We start from the raw sequence: 20,371 nt of genomic DNA, 5'->3' as shown, positions 1-20,371 counted from the left end.
ACCGCTCGTTCTCATCCGTCCCCCTGCGACATGAACCAACACCCCGAGCCAGACACCACAGCGCCACCGACTCTCCGCGAGCGGATCCTCAAGCACCTCGTCCAGGCCGTCCCGGACGAACTTGCCCGCTGCGAGTTCAACTGCTCCGTCAGCGAATGCTCTCACGAAGAATGGGAGCGCTGCTCCCGCCGCCGCCTCGGTCCCGCTACCATCCCCGAAGAAAAGTAATCCACACCGCGACCGCCCGCCTCATGCCTGCCCGCTGGGAGCGCGGCGCCTCCGGCCCGCTTAGCAGTGGTGTTTTTAAGCAAGGGTAAAATCTGGGTCTGCGAGCATTCTGTTGAGGACGGTGATCATCTTCCTCATCACGGCAGTGATGGCGACTTTCGCGAGTTTGCCTGCCCCGGTGAGACGATCATAAAAGGCTTTCAAGACCGGGTTGGAGCGCGCCGCTGAAACCGCTGCCATGAAGAGGACTTTGCGCACGGCTCCACGCCCTCCGCGGATCTTGCGCTTGCCGCGCTTGGCACCGCTGTCCTTGGCGAGCGGGGAAACTCCTACCAAGCAACATACGGTCTTGTCGGGCAGCTTTCCCAGTTCGGGTAGGAAGGCCAGAATGGTGCCGGCGAGGACGGGCCCCACTCCCTTGAGCTGGCGCAAGCGCGCGGATTTCGCCGCCAACACGGGCGATTCCTTTACATGCTTGTCGATACGGGCCTCGGCCTTGTCGAGCAGACGTTGCGTCGAGCGCAGCAGTTTCACCAGCGTCTGGCGCAGGAAGCCCTCGGCGTGCTCGAGGCGGTTGTTGGTGTCGGTGATGAGTTCGACAAGCACCCGGCGTGCTTCAAGCATTTGGCGGAGCGCGACGGCGTCGGGTTCGGGCGCAACCATGGCGACGGGTTTGAGGGTGGCACCGTATCGCGACAGGAGGGCGGCATCGATGCGGTCGTTCTTGGCAAGGATGCCCGCGGCCAGCGCGAAGTAGCGGACCCGTGCCGGCTGGACGACCGATACGGGCACATCGTTCCGCAGTGCCGTGGCGGCCAAGAGCTTCTGGTAGCCTGCGGTGGATTCGCAGACGAGGTGGGGAGCTTCCACGTTCTTGAGGGTGGCGAAGAGCTTTTCCAATCCTTTGGCGGTGTTGGCGACCTCCAGGTGAGGGTGGTCGGGGATGTGGACGTCGAGGCGCGGCTTTGACACGTCGATGCCGATATGGGTAGGAGTAGGGCGGTTCATGTCTCAGTCTTGTAATGCGGGTTCAAAGACCCATGCAGTGGTTCGAGCATTGAACCGGGAGCGGAAACCAACGGCCATACGCTAAGCGACGGATTCAAGATCCTGGACGGTCCCGGCCTGAAGGTTTCCGCTGCGGGCGGGGAAGCTACCCCCGCCCGCATTCTCCCGGGGCGGCCGCGATGGGAACACACAAGGTGCCTCCCGGCGATCCGCCGAGGGTGGCTTCCTCCGACGAGCTCCGTTCCGGCCCATTCTCGGCAGCCACCCTCGGCGGATCAGGGTTCAATCGCGGCATTTCCAAACATACAGGACGGTCGAGCGAACCCACTCTCCAAGTCACGCCCAACGAACGGCTCACTGGGTGCGCCAACCGGAGCGCAGCGGAGCTGGTCCGCGACTCCACTCCACCTTCTGCGGACAACTTTAGTCGGCCCGAACAATCCCCAGCAGCCCGCCATCAAGCGTAAGTAGTCCCGCCTTCAGGCGGACGAAGCTACCCCAACTGCCCGCCTCACCCCAAGCCCCCCTCGGCGGCCACTTCCAGCCGCCCCGCGGAGTGCCTCTCTCCGAACGCCATTTCGTGGCCAAGCCTCCTCCGGCGGCGCGCCCCCCCACAAGATCCGCGCAGTCCCCGCCATCCCATGCGTAGCCATTCCTCCCTGAATCCGCCATCTTCCCCTCGTTCGCCACGCCGCTGATCGATGGCCTCAGACCTCCGCAAACAGCCGAATCTCGACTCCGTCACCACCATCAACAGTGACGGCTCGCGCTACTACATCCACACTGCGGACGTTAAAGGCAAGTGGACCCGTGGCCGCCGTGTCACCGCGGTGCTCCTCATCGCCGTCTACGTCCTCCTGCCCTGGCTTCAGATCAATGGCAGCCCGGCCCTCTTCTTCGACTTGGAAAACAACCATTTCCACGTCTTCGGCCTGACCCTCGTCCCTCAGGATCTCTGGGTGATGTTCTTCGGGATCACCGGCCTCGGCTTTACCCTCTTTTTCGTCACCGCGCTCCTGGGTCGCCTCTGGTGCGGCTGGGCCTGCCCTTACACGGTCTTCCTCGACCACGTTTTCCGCCGCATCGAACGCTGGACGGAGGGGGATGCTGTTGCCCGCCGCCGCCTCGATACCGCGCCGTGGTCCGCCGGCAAGCTCCTGCGCCGCGGCACCAAGCACGCTCTCTACTTCATTTGTTCGGCGCTGATTGCGCACGTCTTCCTCTCCTACTTCGTCTCAATCCCGCGGCTCTACCAGCACATGCAGGAGGGACCCTTGGCCCACGCCACCGCCTTCGGGACCGTCCTCTTCCTCACCCTGATCCTCTGGTTCTGCTTCGGCTGGTTCCGCGAGCAGTTCTGCGTGATCATGTGCCCCTACGGCCGCTTGCAGAGCGCGCTCACGGATGACGACACCGTGGCGATCGGCTACGATGCCAAGCGCGGCGAACCCCGCGGCCCGAAGGGCAAGGCGGAGGGCGCCTGCATCGATTGCCGCCGTTGTGTGAACGTCTGTCCCACCGGCATCGACATCCGCAACGGCTTGCAACTCGAGTGCATCGGCTGCGCCGCCTGCATCGATGCCTGCGACGACGTGATGACCCTGATCGACCGGCCGAAGGGCCTGGTCCGCTACGACTCGCAAAATGGCCTGCAAGGCAAGCCCCGCAAGATCCTCCGCCCGCGCGTGCTGGTTTACACGGCCATGGGTATGCTCGGCTTCACCGTCTTCACCATCACCGCCTGGCAGCGCGCCAAGCCTTTCACCGCTGATTTCACCCGCATGCGCGGCCAGCCGTACTACTCGGATAGTACTACCGTCCGCAACCACTACCAGGTCCGCATCCACAACAAGCGCAACCAGCCTGCCAGCTTCACCCTCCAGCTCCGCGACGCGCCTCCTGGCTTCACTCTCAGCGGCGCCGGTGAGACCGTGCAGATTCCGCCCCGTGGCGAAGCCGGCAAGCCCGCCATCATCCTCGCCCCCCAGGCCGACTACACCGGCCCCGTGACTCTCAAGCTCGAAGCCCGCATGCAGCCGGGTGATGTCGTCCTTACCCACGAACTCCGCTTCCTCGGTCCATCCACCACCAGCCAACCATGAATGCGCCCACCGCCGTCGCCGAAGCCCAAGCGAAACCCGGCTTCTTCGTCCGCCACCCCTGGCTCTTCGTCTTCTTCGCCTTCGCCCTGCTCTGCACCGCATGGGCCGCCCTCATTGTCGTGGCCATCAAGCAAGGCCCCCAAGTCATCGAAGCCTCCGCGAAGTAAATGGTTCGTGGTCTCCCTTCCACCCTGACACCCCATGGACCTCACCCTCGCAGGCGCTCTTCTCGCCGGCATGGCTACCAGCCTGCACTGCGCGGGCATGTGCGGTCCTCTCGCCTGCGGTCTCGGCACCTTCGCAAAGACCGATGCCGAACGCCTCGCCGCCGCCTCCGCCTACCATGCCGGGCGCATGTTTTCCTACACCCTGATCGGCACGATCTGTGGCGGCCTCGGGAAAGAACCGCTCCACTGGTTCTTTGATTCCCCCGCCGTGATCCTGCCCTGGACCATGGTGATCGCCCTTCTGATCCTCGCCACCGGCTTGGAGAAGAAGATCCCGCGCCCGCTGTTCCTCCAGCGCCTCGCCTTCCGTGTCCGTCTCCGGGCCCGCAACCTGCCCCTCACCGCGGGTGGAGCTGTCACCGGGCTCCTCACCCCGCTGCTGCCCTGCGGTCCTCTCTACGCGATGTTCATAGCCCTCCTCGCCGCCGGCAGTGCCGCCCGCGGTGCGGAACTTGCCCTCGCCTTCGGTCTCGGCACAGTCCCGCTCTTGTGGCTCGCCCAGCGCGGCATCCAGCGCCTCGGCTCCCGCCGCTCTCCCGCGCTCCTGAGCCGCATCCAGCGCGGCTTCGCCCTCACCGCGGCTCTGGTCCTCGCCTGGCGTCTCCACGGCACCCTGCCGCTCCCGGGTAACGAGCCCGTCACCAAGGAGCTGCCCTCCTGCTGCCATCCCGCCAACCCTTAGCGGAATATGCGCGGCTTGCCGCAAGTAGTGCGTGGCCGCCCGCAGGCGATTTGAGCATGGTTCTGCCGCAATGCCCGCCTGCGATCACTGTGGCACCCGCTTCACCGCAAGGAATGCTGAGGAGCGCTACTGCTGCAGGGGCTGCGAGTTCGTGGCGGAAATGATTCGCGGCCAAGGGCTTGACCGCTTCTATGACCTGCAAGGCGGTAGCCAGACCGCACCGGTCCGCAGCCGGCCCTTCGAAACCCACGATTTTTCATGGCTTCCCGCCTCTGCGGAGGTGGCGGAGCTGGATTGCGCGGTCGAAGGCATCTCCTGCATCGGTTGTGTGTGGCTGATCGAGAGGCTCTTCCAGCGCGTGCCGGGCGCCGTCCGTGCGGTGGCGAATCCAGCCAACGGCCGCCTCCACCTCGAATGGCAGCGCGACTCGGCTTGTGACCTGCCCACCTTTGCCCGCGATCTGGCTCAGTTCGGCTACGTGATAGCCCCTGCCACCAAGGTCGGCGAGAGCCGCTCCACGGCGGAGCTCTCCGGTCGCCTCGGTCTCTGCGGTGCCTTCATGCTCAATGCGATGGGCTTCTCGCTGCCGACCTATCTCGGCATGCCCGCCGACTTTGAGTTCGCCGGACTCTTCCGCCTGATCGCTTTCGGCTCCGCCTCCCTGGCCATGCTCGTCGGCGGTGGCTACTTCGCGGGCCGTGCTTGGAAGGCTCTGCTCCAAGGGACCCTGCACATCGACCTGCCGATTGCCCTGGGCCTGATCGCCGCCTATCTGGGCTCGATCTACGGCTGGATCGCGGGCGATGAGCGCCTGCTCTACTTCGATTTTGTCGCCACCTTCGCCTTCCTGATGCTGCTGGGCCGCCGTGTTCAGACCGCTGCCGTGGCGCGCAACCGCCAGCGCCTCGTCCGCCGCTCGCCACTGCCGGAAAGCGTCGCCACTCCGACCGGCCCCGTTCTGTTGGAAGAACTTGCGCCCGGCACCCGCTTCGCACTGGAGCCGGGCCGCGCACTACCAGTCTCCTCCATACTCGCGGAAGGGCGCGCGGAAGTCTCATTGGAGTGGATCCACGGCGAAGCTGATCCCGTGACCCTCCAGCCCGGAGCACGCCTCCCCGCCGGAGCGATCCTGCTGGGCCGCGAGGCCGTCTCCGTAACCGCAGACGAGGCTTGGAAAGACTCACTGATCCGCCAACTGGTAGCCGGCCAGGATGCGGACCGAGGCTCGCCGCTCTTCCTGCGCCTGCTGCGCGTCTACCTCTCGATCGTGTTGATCTTGGGTCTTGTTGTCTTTGCTGTCTGGTCGCTGCGCGGCGACTGGCATCTTGGCCTCCAGGCTATGATTTCTGTCTTCGTCGTCTCCTGCCCCTGCGCCCTCGGCGTGGCAGTCCCGCTCGCAGACGAGTGGGCCGCCACCCGGCTCGCCCGAGCTGGTGCCTTTGCCCGCCATGCCAGCCTCTGGCCGCGGCTGCGGCGGGTGAAGCACATCATTTTCGACAAGACCGGGACCCTGACCCTGGAGCGGCCGGTGCTGGAGGATCCCTCCACGGTGACAGCCTTGGAGACGCCAGCGGCCCTGGCATTGGCTCGTCTGACCAGCGGTTCGCTGCATCCGGTGTCGCGCAGCCTATTGGAAGCGCTGGGGTTGCGCGGGCAGCGGCTCTTGGAAGCGCTGGGGCCAGTGGCGGTGGAGGAGATCCCGGGCACGGGGGTGCGCTACACGGCGGAGGACGGGGAGTGGTTCCTAGGCAAGGGCGAGGGGGGCACCGAGCTACGTCACGGCCAGCATGTGATCGCGCGCTTCCGCTTCACCGATTCGCTACGGCCAGGAGTGGCACAGGCTCTGGATGTTTTGCGGGCGCGGGGATTGACGCTGCACATCCTTTCGGGGGACTCCCCGGAGAAGGTGGAAGCGCTGGCGCGGGTCCTGAAGCTATCCCCGGAGCATGCCAAAGGCGGGCTTTCACCGCAGGAAAAGGCACGGATTGTGGGCCAAAAAGGCCCGGGGACGACCCTGTTTTTGGGAGACGGGGCGAACGATTCGCTCGCCTTCGACGCGGCCTTTGTGACCGGCACGCCGGTGGTCGACCGAAGCCTGCTGGAGTCAAAGGCGGACTTCTATGCGCTCGGCTCCGGGATGGGATATCTTACCGAACTCTTCGCTGCGGCGGACGCAAGGGCGCGCGGGGTGCGCCGGGCCTTTGCCTTTGCCCTTGCCTATAACTTGGCGGTAGTCGCGCTATCGGCCAGTGCGGGGATGAACCCGCTGCTGGCGGCGGTGCTGATGCCCCTGAGTTCTGTCATATCAATTCTTCTCGCCGCCACGGGTGCACGCACTTGTTGGATTGAAAACCCAAAGAAACACGATCATGGTCGCTATGCAGCCCAATCCGATGTCCCAATCCACCCAGAAGCAGACGAGCACTCAGTTCGAGGCCACGCTGCATGAGCGGCTGAAGCAGTCGGACTTGTTCCGGGTTTACCAGGATGCCTTCCGAACCGCCACGGGCTTGCCCTTGCGGTTGGTGGGCGCGGACCCGGATGACTGGTGCCTGGATGATCAGTCCGTGAACCGCAGCCCCTTCTGCGAGGCGCTGAATTTGTGCAAGAGCGCCTGTCATGCCTGCATCGACACCAATAGAAAGCTGATTGCGGAGGCGCGGGTGAATGGTCCGTCGTCGTGCCATTGCTTCGCGGGGCTGAGCGCCTCTGCGGTACCGGTGAAGCTGGGGAGTTCGATCGTCGGTTTCCTGAAGACCGGGCAGGTGTTTTCTCGCACGCCGGATAATGCACAGTTTGAAGAGGTACTAGGCAGCTTGGGCCGCAAGACCCTGGATGAGGAGGCAACGGAGAGATTGCGCAGTGCTTATCTGCAGACGCGCTCGGTCGAGCCGGAGAGATATGCGAGCATGATCACCTTGCTGCAGAGTTTCGCGGAGCAGTTGGGGCGTCATGCAGAGTCGCTGGCGATCATTGAAGAAGGGCGGGAGCCGGCGGCGATCGCGAAGGCGCGGCGCTATATCCACGATCATTTGGATGACCCCTTGCCGCTGGGCGCTGTGGCGCATGAGGCGGGCTTGAGCGAGTCGCACTTCTGCCGCCTATTCAAGGAGGCGACGGGGCTGACGCTGACGGATTATGTGAACCGCTGCCGGATCGAACGGGCCAAGAAGGAGCTGCTGAAATCCGACCGACGGGTTTCGGAAGTGGCCTTCGAGGTGGGTTACCAGTCCTTGTCCCAGTTCAACCGGAGCTTCGCGAAGATCGTGGGGCAGTCGCCGACGACCTGGCGGAGGGAGAAATTGGAAGAGGCGGAGGACTGAGACTGTCCTCAGCCGACGGGCTGTTGCTTGCGCTGGTCCAGTAGCTTCGCCAGGACGGTGAGGTTGGCGGGTTTGACGAGGTGTTCGTCGAAGCCGGCCGCGAAAGCGCGTTTGCGGTCGCCTTCACTGCCGTAGCCGGTGACCGCGATGAGGTAGCTGCGCCGTAGGGCGGGGGATTGGCGCATTTGGCGGGCGACTTCGAAGCCGTCCATACCGGGCAAGCCGATGTCGAGGAGGACGACGTCGGGCAGGAAGTCGAGGGCGATGGTGACGGCGGTTTCGCCGTTGTGGGCGACGCGGGTTTCGTGGCCGTTGAGTTCCTGGAGCAGGGCCATGCTCTCGGCGGAGTCGCGGTTGTCGTCGACGATCAGGAGCTTGAGGGCTCCGGTGGGAATGTCGGAGACGGCCCCATCATGGGTGGGTGCGGATTCGATGTGGCCTGCCAGGACCGGTAAGCGGATGATGAATTCGGAGCCGTGGCCGAGCCCGTCGCTGTGGGCCTCGATGGTACCGCCATGGAGATTCACCAAGCGGTTCACGATGGTTAGGCCGATGCCGAGGCCGCCGTGGGCGCGGTCGATGGTGCGGCTGGCCTGGACGAAGAGGTCGAAGATACGCGGGAGCAATTCCGGATCGATGCCGATGCCATTGTCCTTCACGCGGATGATGGCCTGGTTTTGTTCGACGACGGCGGAGAGGCTGATGTGGCTGCCTTCACCGCTGTACTTGCAGGCATTCACCAGGAGGTTGCCGACGATCTGTTCCAAGCGGGTGGGATCGGCTTCGAGATAGACGGGCTCTGGAGGGAGGATGAGTTCGAAGCTCTGCTTGGCAGCAAAGCAGGAAGCGCGGGCGATCTCCGCGGCGGAGAAAAGGACTGTATTGAGTTCCACCGGCTCGCTGCGAAGCTCGATCTTGCCCTCGGTGATGCGCGAGACGTCCAGGAGGTCATCGATCATGTGGCCGAGGTTGCCGAGCTGGCGGTCGATCATTGCGAGGGCGCGCTCACGTTCGGCGGGCTTGGCGGCGGGGGCTTGCAGGATCTTGGCGGAGTTGCGGAGAGGGGCCAGCGGGTTGCGCAGTTCGTGGGCGAGCATGGCGAGGAACTCGTCCTTGCTGCGGTCGGCGCGTTCGAGGTCGGCGTTGCTCTTGGCGAGCTGTTCGTTCGCGACGCGCAGGTCTTCGCGCTGCTTGGCGAGCTCGAAGAAGATGGCGGCCTTGTTGAGCAGGTTGTTCGGGTCGATCGGCTTCGGCAGGAAGTCGACGGCGCCGCTTTCGTAACCGCGGATGCGGCGCTCGTGATCGACGACGCCGGCGGTGAGGAAGACGATCGGCACGCGGCGGGTGCGCTCGGTGCTGCGCATGAGCTCCGCGAGCTCGAAGCCGCTCATCTCCGGCATCTGGACGTCGAGGAAGGCAAGCGCGACATCATGGACGAGCAGCAACTCCAGGGCTTCCGGGCCGGAGCGCGCCTTCAAGAGTTCCAGGCCATCGCGCTTCAGAAGACCCTCCAGCGCCACCAGATTGGCTTCGAGGTCGTCGACAAGGAGGAACTTGACCGGGGACTTCATCAGGATTCGGAAATACAAGCTTCTAACAGAGCGGCGGCGATCCGGTCGGGAGGGAGGATGCGGGCGGCCGGGGAGGACTCGATGGCGGCGGTGGGCATGGCGGTGCCCTCGGCGGTGGCGGGATCTTGAACGATGGCTGACCCGCCATTCGCGACGATTGCCTTCAAGCCCTGCGCGCCATCGGCGCTGGCTCCGGTCAAGATCACGCCGGTCAAGTCGCTCCCATAGGCATCCGCCGCGCTCTCGAAGAGCACATCGATGGCCGGACGGGAGTAGAGGACGGGTTCATCGTTGGAGAGCGAGAGCAGGAAGTCGGGCTCGACGAGGAGGTGGTAGTTCGCGGGGGCGAAGTAGATGGTGCCGGCGCGGATGGGCTCCTTGTCCTCGGCCTCTTTCACCGGCAAATGGCAGCGCGAGGCGAAGAGCTCGGGGAGTATGGTCTTGCGGTCCGGCGGGATGTGCACGACGACCAGGACCGGCAAGAGGAAGGTCGCGGGCAAGGCTGGCAGAATGGCGGTGAGGGCCTCAATGGCACCGACCGAGGCGCCGATGACCACGGCGGACTGATTTCCCCGAGTGATGGAAGGCTCATCACTCATAAGCCGGCGGTTTTCTGATAGATCCGTTCTTCGCGATCGAACTCGGTGAAGTCGCTGGCGCGCGAAGAGAAGCGCAGGCTTTCCTTCGAGCCAAGGCCCAGAAAGCCCTTCCGCACGAGCGAATCGCTGAAGAGGCCGATGGCGCGGTCCTGCAGCTCGCGCTTGAAGTAGATGAGCACATTGCGGCAGGAAACGAGCTGGGTCTCCGCGAAGACCGCATCCGAAACCAGGCTGTGGTCCGAGAAAACGGTGCGGGCGCGCAGGCTCTTGTCGAAGACCGCGCGGCCATAGGCGGCGGTGTAGTAGTCCGAGAGCGAGGACTTGCCGCCGGAGCGACGGTGGTTCTCGGTGAAGAGGGCGATGCGGTCCTGTTCGTAGACCCCGGCCTCGGCACGGGCGAGGGCATCGGTATTGATGTCGGTGGCGTAGAAGATGGTGCGGTTTTCCAAGCCTTCTTCGCGGAAGAGGATGGCCAAGGAGTAAAGTTCCTCACCGGTGCTGCAACCGGCGACCCAGACCTTGAGCGAGGGATAGGTCATCAGGTGGGGGATCACCTGGCGACGCAGGGAGAGGAAGTAAGAGGGATCCCGGAACATCTCGCTGACCTGCACGGTGAGGAAGGGCAGGAGTTGCGGGAGGAAGCCCGGCTCATGCAGCACGCGGTGCTGGAGCTGCGAGAGGCTCTCGCAGGCGAAGTTCGTCCTGGCCTGGGTGAGACGGCGCTTGAGCGAGGCGGGGGAGTATTCCCGGAAGTCGTAGTGGTACTTGCGGTAGATGGCGTCGAGCAGCAATTGCAGCTCGAGGTCTTCAGTGATGGCGACGTCGCTCTTCATGGACGGGGAGGCGTGGAGTCAGCGTGGCATCCACACCCGTATCAAGGAGAGCAATTTCTCCACGTCCAAGGGTTTCGCCAAATAATCGTTCGCGCCAGCGGCCAAGCACTCCTCCTGGTCGTTCTTCATGGCCTTGGCGGTCAGGGCGATGACAGGGAGGCGCTTCCACTCCGGGCGCGTGCGGATCTCCCGGATGGCGGTGAGGCCATCCATTTCCGGCATCATGATGTCCATCAGCACCAGATCGACGGCCTTGGCGGGGTCCCGGGTGGCCTCATCGAGGGCGGCGAGGGCCTCGGTACCATTGCGGGCGATCCTGAGCTTCACGCCGCGGCCTTCGAGCAGGCTGGTGAGGGCGAAGACGTTGCGGACGTCATCCTCCGCGACGAGGATGCGGCGGCCTTCCAGTGCGGCATCGCGGTTGTTGGAAGACTCGATCATGCGCTGCTTCTCCGGCGGCAGGTCGGAGACCACCTGGTGGAGGAAGAGGGTGACCTCATCGAGCAGGCGCTCCGGGGACTTGGCGCCCTTGATGATGATCGATTTCGAATAGCGGCGCAGGCGCTGCTCCTCGCCGGAGCCGAGGTCGCGGCCGGTGTAAACGATGACGGGGGGGAAGGAGTACGAGTCCTCCGCGCTGAGAGTCTCCAGCAGAGAGAAGCCCGAGGCATCCGGCAGAGTGAGGTCGAGCACCATGCAGTCGAAGGTATCGGTCTTGAGCCGCTCCAGGCACTCGGCGGCGGAACCGGCGCAGACGGTCTCGACCTCGCGGGAGCCGAGGAGGTCCTTCATGGCGCTCACCTGCACGGGATCATCCTCGACGAGGAGGACGCGGCGCATCTTCTGGGTGAAATGGGTTTCGAGTTTCTCGAAGGCCTCGACGAGTTGCTCGCGCTTGACCGGCTTGAGCATGTAGCCGACGGCCCCGAGGGCCAGGGCCTTCTCGGTGAAGTCGCTGGCGGAGACGACGTGAACGGGGATGTGGCGGGTGCGGGCATCGCCCTTCAGGCGCTCCAGCACGTAGAGGCCGGAGTTATCCGGTAGGCCTACATCCAGCACCACGGCACTGGGTAGGTGCTGCTGAGCCAAGGCAAGGGCTTCCTCCGCAGTGGTGGCGATAAGGCACTGGAAGTGCATCTCGTGCGCGAGGTCCAAGACGATGCCAGCGAAGGTCTCATCGTCCTCCACGACGAGGATCATGCGGCCATTGCCGGTCAGGCGCTCGCGGTCATCGGGGACACGGGCCGTGGGAATGGGGGCGGCTGGGCGCGATGTTTCGCGAGGAGCGGGAAGTGGTTGCGCCACGGGGTGCTTCTGCGGCCCGGTGTGAACTTCCGGGACCAGGACGGTGAAAGTGCTGCCGCGGCCCGGTTCGCTCTTGAGCTGGATCTCGCCGCCCAAGAGCCACGCCAATTGCCGCGAGATCGAGAGGCCAAGGCCAGTGCCACCGTACTTGCGGCTGGTGGTGCCATCCGCCTGATGGAAGGGCTCAAAGATGCGTCGGTGCTGCTCGGCATCGATGCCGATGCCGGTGTCCTCCACTTCGAAGGCGACCAGTCCGTTGTCGGCGCGGTGGACGCGCAGTGCGACCTTGCCAGTGTCGGTGAACTTCACCGCATTCGAGAGGAGATTGGTAAGCACCTGGAGGAGTCGCTGAGGATCAGTCTCGATGCGGTCCGGGGTGCCTGCGGCCAGCTCGATGGTCAGCTCGAGCTTCTTCTGGCGAGCAAGGGGCTCGAAGATGGCGCGCAGACCATCGGTGAGCTTCGCCAGACCGACCGGCTCGGCGTGGATCTCCATGTGGCCGGCTTCGATCTTGGAGAGGTCGAGCACGTCATTGATGAGGGCCAGGAGGTCATTGCCCGCGGACTCGATGGTGGAGGCATACTTCACCTGCTCCTCGGTGAGATTGCCGGGGCGGTTGTCGGCGAGGAGCTTGGCAAGGATGAGCGAGGAATTCAGCGGTGTGCGCAGCTCGTGCGACATGTTCGCGAGGAAGTCCGACTTGTAGCGGCTGGCCTGCTCGACGACGCGGGCCTGGCTCTCCAGCGATTGCTTGGCGCGGATGAGTTCGGAACGCTGGGATTCGAGGCGCTGGGTTTGCTCTTCGAGATGGACGTTGGTCTGCTCAAGCTCGGTTTGTTGGAGTTCCAGGCGCGACTGGGATTCGCGGAGGGCGCGGCCTTGTTCTTCGAGCTCCTCGTTCGAGACGCGGAGTTCTTCGCTCTGGGCCTGGAGCTCCTCCGACTGCTGCTGGGTTTCTTCGAGCAGCTCCTGGAGGTGCTCGCGATAGAGCGCGGACTTCACTACCACGCCGATGGATTCGGAGATCTGTTGGAGGAACTCCTGCTTCTGCTTATGGGGCGGCTGCAAGAAGCCAAGTTCGACGACGGCATTGACCGAGTCATCGGTCAGCGCGGGGAGAATGAGCAAGTGGCGAGGAATGCCTTTGCCGAGTCCCGAACCCATCACAAGATAACCCTCTGGAACCTCGTCGATGCGTTGTAACGATCGGTCGGTGATGGCGCGACCAAGCAGTCCCTCGCCCGGCTGGACGCGCTCCGGGACACGGCCATCGAGAGGCACCCCGCTGAGGGCCACGCGTTTGAAATCGCCCTTTCGGCCGACGAAGACGGCACCAGCTTGAGAGTCCAAGTAGCGGGTGAGGAAGGCGAGGATGCTTTCACCGAGTGGTTCCAGGCCTTTCTCGCCGGACATCACCTCGCTGAGTTCCAGCTTGCCGCTCTGCAGCCAATCCTGCTGGCGGCGCAGGGCGTGGGCGCGACGCATGAGCCACATGACGGTGAAGGACAGGACGATGCCCAATCCCGCGGTGAAAAAGCCGCTGGTCAGCGCAACCTGATGGGCGGCGTCCATCTCATCGATCCGCACGGTGCGCACCCGCCGCTCCTCGCGCTTCATGGACTCCAGGTTGGTGCGGAGGCTGTCCATGGTCTGCTTGCCGCGATCGGTCATGACAAAGTCGCGGGCGGCCTCGAAGCCACGGTCGCGGCGCAGCTTGATCGCTTCATCCATCTCGCTGAGCTTTGCTGCGATCTGGGCCTCCACTTGGCGGAGCAGGTCCTTTTGGATGGCGCTGTCCTTGGTGAAGTCGCGGGTGCGGTCGAGCTCTACCGTGATCCCGGAGAGGGCAGTGTGGTAGGGTTGGAGATAGTCATCCTTGCCCGTGATGAGGTAGCCGCGCTGGCCGGTCTCAGCGTCCTTTAGCTGGGAAAGCAGGACCTCAAGCGAGCCGATCACATCGTGGGTCCGTGCGACCAGGCGGGCATTCTCCCGCAGGGACTGGGTATTGCGGTAGGTATTGAGGCCGCTGAGGAGGAAGAAGATCAGCCCGGCGGCGAAGCCGATGTAGAGGGGCAGGTTGCTGACCGCCTTCCGCGGAGCGGAGACGGGTTGACGATAGTGGATCGGCATGGGGTGCGACAGGAGAAGTGGTTCGCGAGCCAAATGGGGGCTCCCCGATCTAACGGGAAAAAGGGGAGTGCCTGCCGAGAAAAGCGGGGGTGGCCGGGAGGCGACAAGAAGATTAGTCCGGAGGAGAGGGGTGCCGGAGAAATGCGATGGAGTGCCTTTTGCACGGTGAGGCGAGGGAGATACTTGAAGTCGCCAGAATAAAAAAACGCCGCCCTCCGTCCGGATGGGGACGAAGGGCGGCGTGGGATGAGCGAGCCTAACCTGACAGTCTTATGTTAGAGCGGCTTGATGGTGACCTGGCTGACCTTGCCGTTGAAGTTATGCGGGGCGGCATATTCGCCGACGGGGGCATTGCCATCGCTGCCGATGGTGAGGCCTTCGCCAGGACGGCGGGTGACCACGCCACCCAGCTTGCCTTCGCCGGCTGACTTGCCGTCGATCTTGATCAAGGCGGTGCCGTCGGTTTGGAGGCTGGCCTCGATCTTGTGATTGCCAGCAGCCAGTGGCTCGGTGGTGGTCACGTTGCTGAGGTTACCGCCATCGCGCAGGGAGAAGACAAGCTTGCCGTTCTCCACGTGCAGGGCGTAGCCGCGGGCGCTGCCGCCCTGGGCGAGGATGACGCCGGCAGGCGCATCCGTGCTTTCGATGTCGAGTGCCACGGTGAAGGCCTTGCCCGTGATGTCCGGTGAATCGACGGAGCTGAGGACGTCACCGGACTTCCAGGGGCCTTCATGCGAGGCATTGCTGCTGACCGCTTCATTGCGTCCGCCACCCGCACCGCCGCCATTGGGGCGACCTTGGCCTCCGCCTTGACCGCGAGGAGCACCGTTCGGGGTCCACTTGGGATCGACGAGCTCGCTGTTCCAATGGCTCCAGAGTTCGGAGAGCTCCTTGACCTTGTCAGGATTGGCGGCGGCGAGGTCGTTCTTCTCGCCGATGTCGTCCTTCAGGTTGTAGAGCTTCGCGCCTTCGATGCTGGCCTTGCCGGCGCCGCCTTTCGCGTTCTCATCGGCGACGGACTTCACCAGCTTCCAGTCGCCCTTGCGGATGGCGAGTTGCTGGCCGAAGCGCCAGTAGAGAGCCTCGTGCGGGGCTTCGGTCTTCTCGCCCTTGAGGTAGGGGAGCAGGTTTACGCCATCGAGCTTCCATGCCGGATCGGTCTCCACGCCGGCGGCTGCCAGCGAGGTGGGCAGGATGTCGAGCTGGATCACCGGGCGCTCATCGACCTTGCCGGCGGGGATCTTGCCCTTCCACTGGACGAAGAAGGGGACGCGCACGCCGCCTTCGGAGGTCTGTGCCTTGTAACCCTTGAGAGGGCCATTGCCGGAGGTGGTGGAGGGCGTGGGGCCGCCGTTGTCGCTGAAGAAGTAAACCAGCGTGTCTTCCTCGAGGCCGAGATCGCGGACCTTATTCAGCACGGTGCCGACATTGTCATCCAAGGCGGAGAGCAGGGCCGCGAACTTGCGGCGCTTCGGATCCTGGATGGAACTAAAGCGACTCTCGTACTTCTCCAAGGTCTCGAGCGGGGCGTGGACGGCATTGAAGGGCAGGTAGACGAACCACTGCTCGGCCTTCTTCTTCTCGATGAAGGAAGAGGCTTCGCGGGCGAAGGCTTCGGTCAGGTAGCCGGGGTCCTTCACGGGCTCGGTGCCGTGGAGGATGGCGTTCTGGCCTTGGCCGGCATTCACGTAGCTGTGCGCGCCGCCGAGGAAGCCGTAGAATTCATCGAAGCCGCGCTTCTGCGGGTGGAACTCGGGATCATTGCCCAGATGTGACTTGCCGAACCAGCCGGTGGCATAGCCCGCGGTCTTGAGGCGATTGCCGATGGTGGTCTCCTGCAGGGAGAGGCCGATCTTCTCGCCTTCGCTGGTGGCTTGGCCGGGATTGAACTCGTGGCCGAAGCGCTCCTGGTAGCGGCCGGTGAGCAAGCCGGCGCGAGTGGGGCTGCAATAGGGGCCGCTGACGTAGCCATTGGTGAAGCGGACGCCGTTCTTGGCGATGCTATCGATATTCGGCGTAGGTATGTCCTTGCTGAAGCCCTGGGAGGTAAGCTCGCCGTAGCCGAGGTCATCCGCGACGATGACGAGGATGTTCGGCTTGCGTTCGGCGTGCGCGGGAATGGCCAGGGATGCGAGGAGCCCGAGGAGTGCGTAGGATGTTTTCATCTTGGAGTAGAATGGTAGGAGAAGTGGTGATGGATGGTTCATTCGCCAGTGTCGGCGGTGGCGATGGTCTGAGTAGAGGTGCCTTGGGATTCGCGATCGGGGATGCTGCGGAGGTTCATGCGCTGAGTGACCGGGTCCTCATGCACGACGACCAGCCAGCGGCGGTCGCGGCGTACGGCGCAACGGGTTTCAGTCAGGCGATTCCATGCGCCCTTGTCATTGAACTCGAACTTGGCTCCTTGGGTTGCGCCCTCGTCGCCCTGAAGTTCGATATCGCCGGTGCCGCCGGATTTCACTTCGGCATAGCTGCGGCCGATCGCGCCGCGGACCGCGTGGCGCGAGATATTGACGAGGCGGTAGGTGCCCTTGCGGAAGTTCTCACGGGAGTAGTCGATGGCGAAAGCCTGGTAGGCTTCGCTGCTGCCCGCCGGAGCGGGCAGCAGCACCACCAATGCCTTCCTGAGAGAAGCGGGAATCTTGACCTTGGCCGCGGGCTCGGTGGATCCGGTGCGACCGATGATGGCGAGCTCGCCATTCACGGTGAGTGGCACCGAGTTGCTGATGTTCGCGGCGGAGAGGCGGACACTTGCGGGTGCGCTGCCACCCAGGATCTGGATGGTCTCCGCGCCGGGCACGTTCTTGAAGCAGTAGAAGGATGCCTCCACGGTGCGTGCTTGGTCCGCATGGGCTGCCACGGCGGACAGGCCAAGTGCGAGGATGGATGCCAGTGTCTTCATGCTTTGTGTGGTGTGGTTGGAGATTTGGTGGAATGGGAAGGCGTTCTCAGAGTTCGGCCGACTTCAGCCAACGGAAGGCGACGATTTCGAAACGGCGGCCGAAGCGGAGATTGACGGGAAGTTCGGGTGTGGTTTCGGGGCGCTCGGTGGAGTCGATGTATTCGGGGACCCGCTGGACCGTGGCTTCGCACCATGCGCGGGCCTTGCTGCCGCCATCGCCGGCCTCGCCATAGGCGCGGATGCGGAAGGTATCGCCGCGGGCGAGTAGCAGCGGTGCGAGCGGGGTGAGGAGGTCGGCCTGGTTGATGACGCCGGGTGCTCCGTCGGCGGTATTGCCGCCATCGGGCAGCGTGTGGGTGGGATCGAGGACGCTGGCATTGAGGCCGGCGCGTTCGATGGCGGCTTCGAGTGCACCTTGCTTGGCGTGCTGGCCATCGCCGGGGCGGCGGTTGACGAACTCGGCGAGGGATTGGAAGGGACCGCGTTCCTTCACTTCCTTCACGATCTCCTCGGCGAGCTTGGTGATCTGCTCCTCGCTCAGGCGGCGGTAGCCGTTCCACTTCACGTGGTCGGCATTGCCGCCGGAGGATTCGTGGTCGCCGGATGCGGAAGGTGAGTTGCGCAGGACTGGCAGGCCATCGCCTGCATCGGCGCTGAGCTTGCCGTCCTCGATGCGCGGGGCGCTTTCGCCGAAGTTCGAGGCGAGCAGGGCCTGCCAAGCGGCGAGGCTGGTGGAGTTGACGTTGAAGGGGCCGTCGAGGAGGAGGTGTGCGGCGATTTGCTTGTAGGCTTCCGGATTGCTGCTGAGCTGCTCGGCGAGGTCTTTGGGGTCGGCGCCGGGTGCGTGAGGAGTGAATCGGCTGTTAGGGAGCTGGGCGGTGCTGCTTAGGAATTTCTCCAGCAGGTCCTTCGCCTTGCGTTCCTTCTGGCCGGGGAGGGCAGGATGGTTCGCGGCGCTGGAGAGGAACCAGCGGTCGAAGAGCGCGTTGTTGGCGAGATAGGAGTGGTCGAGGTAGGTGCGGTTGCCTGCGTCGGCGCGGACGCGGTCATCGCCTAAGAGGGATGGCTCGAAGGAGTTTGCGACGATCTGGCCGGTGAGCGGGAGCTGGCCGCCGACATTCAGCGGGGCGTGGCGGAGCTGGGCCAGGGAGTGCGCGGGTGCGAGTGGCAGGGTGGCATAGGTGGCGAATTCAACCCCGCTCTGGGCGTAGATACCGGGGCCGCCGTAGCCGCGGTTGCCGGTGTTGCTGATTTCGATGGTAGGGCTGTTCGGCGGCCAGTCGGTCATGACCTCCCACTTGAACTCGTACTGGTGCTCCTTGAAGTCCTCGGCCTGGTCCAGGCCTTCGCTGGCGTAGAGATTGGCAGGTGCGTTGTTCAGCCAGGAGCGGGAGGGGAAGCGGGAGTCGCGCTCGGTCTTGGTCTGGAAGGTGGAGAGCAGGAAGGGCTCCTTGAAGCGCAGCGCGTGGCGCGCGGCATTGAGGCCGGCGGTGCTGCCTTTCGGGATGTCGGAGGGGACCACGATGGTGGGCAGGTCATCCGGCGGGAAGTGAGGCAGCAGCTCTTGCTCGCGGTCGCCATAGTCGAGCTCTACGCCACCTAACAGGCGGGTGACATTGCCGCCGCCGAGGTAGTATTTCATGAAGCCGGTGATCTCCTTGCCACCGGTCTCCTTGAAGTTGTCGATGCCTGCGCGCTCGGCCTTGACCTCGATCTGGATGCGGTCGCCGCCCTTCACCGCGATGGTGCGCACGGTCTTGCCGTAGTCCTTGCCGGAGGATGCGCCGTTCTTGTCGACGAAGATGTTCTGGGTGGTCACGCCGCCGACTTCGAGGTCGCTGGCGTTGCCAGCAGGCGGGTGGAAGCCGGGGCGGAGATCCACGCCGGTGAGGTTGTATTCGTGGCCGCCGTGGACCTTGTGGTTGTGGGCGGTGAAGACGACGTGCTCGCCGGGAGCGAGGATGCGCTCGCTGGCGCCGTCTTCCGGCAGGATGTTCAGGCGGTAGAAGCGTGCCTGGCGGGTCTTGAAGTCCTCGGGGGTGTGGGCGTTGGTGAGCTTGGTATACTCTGCATTGATGAGCTGCCCGTTCTTGTAGATGCGGTAGGCGAGCGGGATGCGGTAGAGTTCGACGCGTGCGCCGGTGAAGCGGAGCGGCACGTTGTAGGGATTCCAGAGCGTGATCACCGGATCGATGACCACCCAGGTGATGTATTCGTCGCGCTGTTCCGGCGGAGTCTTGCGGGCGCTGCCCTCCGACCACATGTTATTCAGGGTGTCGCCGTTGTAGCCGAAGGCCAGGCTGAAGACGAACTGGGCCTTGGCGACGACCGGTGCGATCTGCTGCTCGGTGAAGGCCTTGTGGCGCAGGAGTTGATTGGCTGCGGTAGCGGCGGAAGGACGCGCGGTGACGGCGCTGACCTGGGCATCGAAGAAGGGCGACTCGCCGCCGCTGAGGCGGGTGAAGGAGCGGTAGTGGGATTGCAGCAGGCTCCAGGATGGATCGGGTGAGGGGAGCGGGTTCGCGCCGCTGAAGCGCGCGGGCATGCCGACCAGCGGTGCGTCTTTGTCCGAGTAGAGGAAGCGGGAGGCGAAGGTGGCGGGCAGGGCGGGGGTATCGAAGAGGCGCGAGAGGTCACCCGCGAGGCCGCCTTCGGCGGCATTGGCGAGAACGCCGCGGCTGCCGCTGGTGAGATCGTGGAAGCGGGTGTCTTCCTGTTTCAATCCGGCGAGGCGGGCTTGGCCGGTACTGAGGAGCTTGGTGTGATCGGTCGCCTTGTCGGCGAGCGCGGTCCAATCGGCATCGCTCACTGCTTGGAAGCCATAGCGGCTCGCTGCACTGCTTCGGTCGTGAGTGTCAGCGAAGGTCTTGGTCTCGGCCGCATCCACAGTGACCGAGGCCTTTTGCGATTCGTCGAAGACCGTCCAGGCGAAGCCGTCGCCCTTGGCTTGGAGCGGGACGCGAGCGGCTTCCACCGCCTTGTCCTTGGCGGTGGCGGAGACGAGTGCCACGCGCTCGCCGGGCAGCTCGTCCTTGGCGAATTCGACTTCATCGCTGGTCTTCGGTTGAGGGGCGGAGGCGAGCCAGCCCTTGAAGCGCTTGCTTTTCTCCTTCTTCCAATCCGGGGCGCTGCCCAGGCCATCCCAGCGCCAGCCTTCCCAAACACCGGTGAGGTGGGGGCGTGCCTTGCTGTCGCCGCCCAGACCGGAAGGCGCGGTGATGCGCTGGTCCGGACCGGCGAGGGACTGTAGGCGGCCGATCGCCAACTCCAAGGCAAGGCGGGCATTCGCCTGGGCCTGCCGCTGGAGCGCTCCCCGGCTGCTTGCGCGCAAGCTCACAGTGGAGAGCGAGAGCAGGCCGGTGGCGAGGACCAGCAGCAGGACCAGGAGGGAGAGCGCGATCACCAGCGCGAAGCCGCGCTCTGCCCTCGTGGATTGCTTTGGAGTTACGGTGTTCATCGTA

14 protein-coding genes are annotated in these 20,371 nt (G+C 64.5%); 6 read left to right on the top strand and 8 right to left on the bottom strand.

Annotation, left to right across the window (positions count from 1 at the left end):
* The first annotated feature begins 30 nt into the window (after positions 1–30).
* On the top strand, positions 31–228 hold the full coding sequence (locus BV071_RS10500; protein WP_035606153.1) for a hypothetical protein: 198 nt from the start codon (positions 31–33) through the stop codon (positions 226–228).
* 75 nt (positions 229–303) lie between these two features.
* Here BV071_RS10500 and BV071_RS10495 read toward each other — a convergent pair whose 3' ends face one another.
* A complete protein-coding gene (locus BV071_RS10495) occupies positions 304–1,236 on the bottom strand; it encodes an IS110 family transposase (protein ID WP_035606150.1) in 933 nt (310 codons plus the stop codon).
* A 701-nt stretch (positions 1,237–1,937) separates the two neighbouring features.
* Between BV071_RS10495 and ccoG the strand changes: the two genes are divergently transcribed.
* The 5 genes from ccoG (at position 1,938) to BV071_RS10475 (ending at position 7,570) form a co-directional block, all read left to right on the top strand.
* On the top strand, positions 1,938–3,338 hold the full coding sequence (gene ccoG, locus BV071_RS10490; protein WP_035606147.1) for a cytochrome c oxidase accessory protein CcoG: 1,401 nt from the start codon (positions 1,938–1,940) through the stop codon (positions 3,336–3,338).
* Complete coding sequence (locus BV071_RS35290; protein ID WP_265594308.1) at positions 3,335–3,505, top strand: hypothetical protein; 171 nt, start codon at positions 3,335–3,337, stop codon at positions 3,503–3,505. The genes ccoG and BV071_RS35290 overlap by 4 nt, the downstream gene beginning before the upstream one ends.
* Before the next feature lie 34 nt (positions 3,506–3,539).
* On the top strand, positions 3,540–4,247 hold the full coding sequence (locus BV071_RS32790; RefSeq protein WP_052573139.1) for a sulfite exporter TauE/SafE family protein: 708 nt from the start codon (positions 3,540–3,542) through the stop codon (positions 4,245–4,247).
* 70 nt (positions 4,248–4,317) lie between these two features.
* Complete coding sequence (locus tag BV071_RS10480) at positions 4,318–6,696, top strand: heavy metal translocating P-type ATPase metal-binding domain-containing protein (protein WP_052573138.1); 2,379 nt, start codon at positions 4,318–4,320, stop codon at positions 6,694–6,696.
* Positions 6,641–7,570: a helix-turn-helix domain-containing protein gene (locus tag BV071_RS10475; RefSeq protein WP_052573137.1), complete on the top strand. Its 930-nt coding sequence runs from the start codon at positions 6,641–6,643 to the stop codon at positions 7,568–7,570. The genes BV071_RS10480 and BV071_RS10475 overlap by 56 nt, the downstream gene beginning before the upstream one ends.
* A gap of 8 nt (positions 7,571–7,578) precedes the next feature.
* Here the strand turns inward: BV071_RS10475 and BV071_RS10470 are convergent, their stop codons facing one another.
* From BV071_RS10470 to BV071_RS10440, 7 genes are all read right to left on the bottom strand, one after another.
* The gene (locus BV071_RS10470; RefSeq protein ID WP_035606144.1) at positions 7,579–9,141 is read right to left on the bottom strand and encodes a response regulator; all 1,563 of its coding nucleotides are present in this window, start codon (positions 9,139–9,141) and stop codon (positions 7,579–7,581) included.
* Positions 9,141–9,740, bottom strand: coding sequence for a chemotaxis protein CheB (locus BV071_RS10465; RefSeq protein WP_035606140.1), 600 nt, complete (start codon positions 9,738–9,740; stop codon positions 9,141–9,143). The genes BV071_RS10470 and BV071_RS10465 overlap by 1 nt, the downstream gene beginning before the upstream one ends.
* Positions 9,737–10,573, bottom strand: a complete 837-nt coding sequence (locus tag BV071_RS10460) for a CheR family methyltransferase (RefSeq protein ID WP_035606136.1) — start codon at positions 10,571–10,573, stop codon at positions 9,737–9,739. Before BV071_RS10460 ends, BV071_RS10465 begins: the two co-directional genes overlap by 4 nt.
* A gap of 18 nt (positions 10,574–10,591) precedes the next feature.
* Positions 10,592–14,008, bottom strand: coding sequence for a response regulator (locus BV071_RS10455; RefSeq protein ID WP_035606134.1), 3,417 nt, complete (start codon positions 14,006–14,008; stop codon positions 10,592–10,594).
* A gap of 275 nt (positions 14,009–14,283) precedes the next feature.
* Positions 14,284–16,173, bottom strand: coding sequence for a sulfatase-like hydrolase/transferase (locus BV071_RS10450; RefSeq protein ID WP_075090881.1), 1,890 nt, complete (start codon positions 16,171–16,173; stop codon positions 14,284–14,286).
* 38 nt (positions 16,174–16,211) lie between these two features.
* Positions 16,212–16,910, bottom strand: coding sequence for a hypothetical protein (locus BV071_RS10445; RefSeq protein WP_035606130.1), 699 nt, complete (start codon positions 16,908–16,910; stop codon positions 16,212–16,214).
* 46 nt (positions 16,911–16,956) lie between these two features.
* A complete protein-coding gene (locus BV071_RS10440) occupies positions 16,957–20,367 on the bottom strand; it encodes a hypothetical protein (RefSeq protein ID WP_265594307.1) in 3,411 nt (1,136 codons plus the stop codon).
* Positions 20,368–20,371: the final 4 nt, after the last annotated feature.

It is taken from the genome of Haloferula sp. BvORR071 (assembly GCF_000739615.1).
In the GTDB taxonomy this organism is placed as follows: domain Bacteria; phylum Verrucomicrobiota; class Verrucomicrobiia; order Verrucomicrobiales; family Akkermansiaceae; genus Haloferula.
The sequence above is the reverse complement of the archived record's forward strand: the minus strand, read 5'-3'. Positions and strand labels throughout refer to the sequence as shown.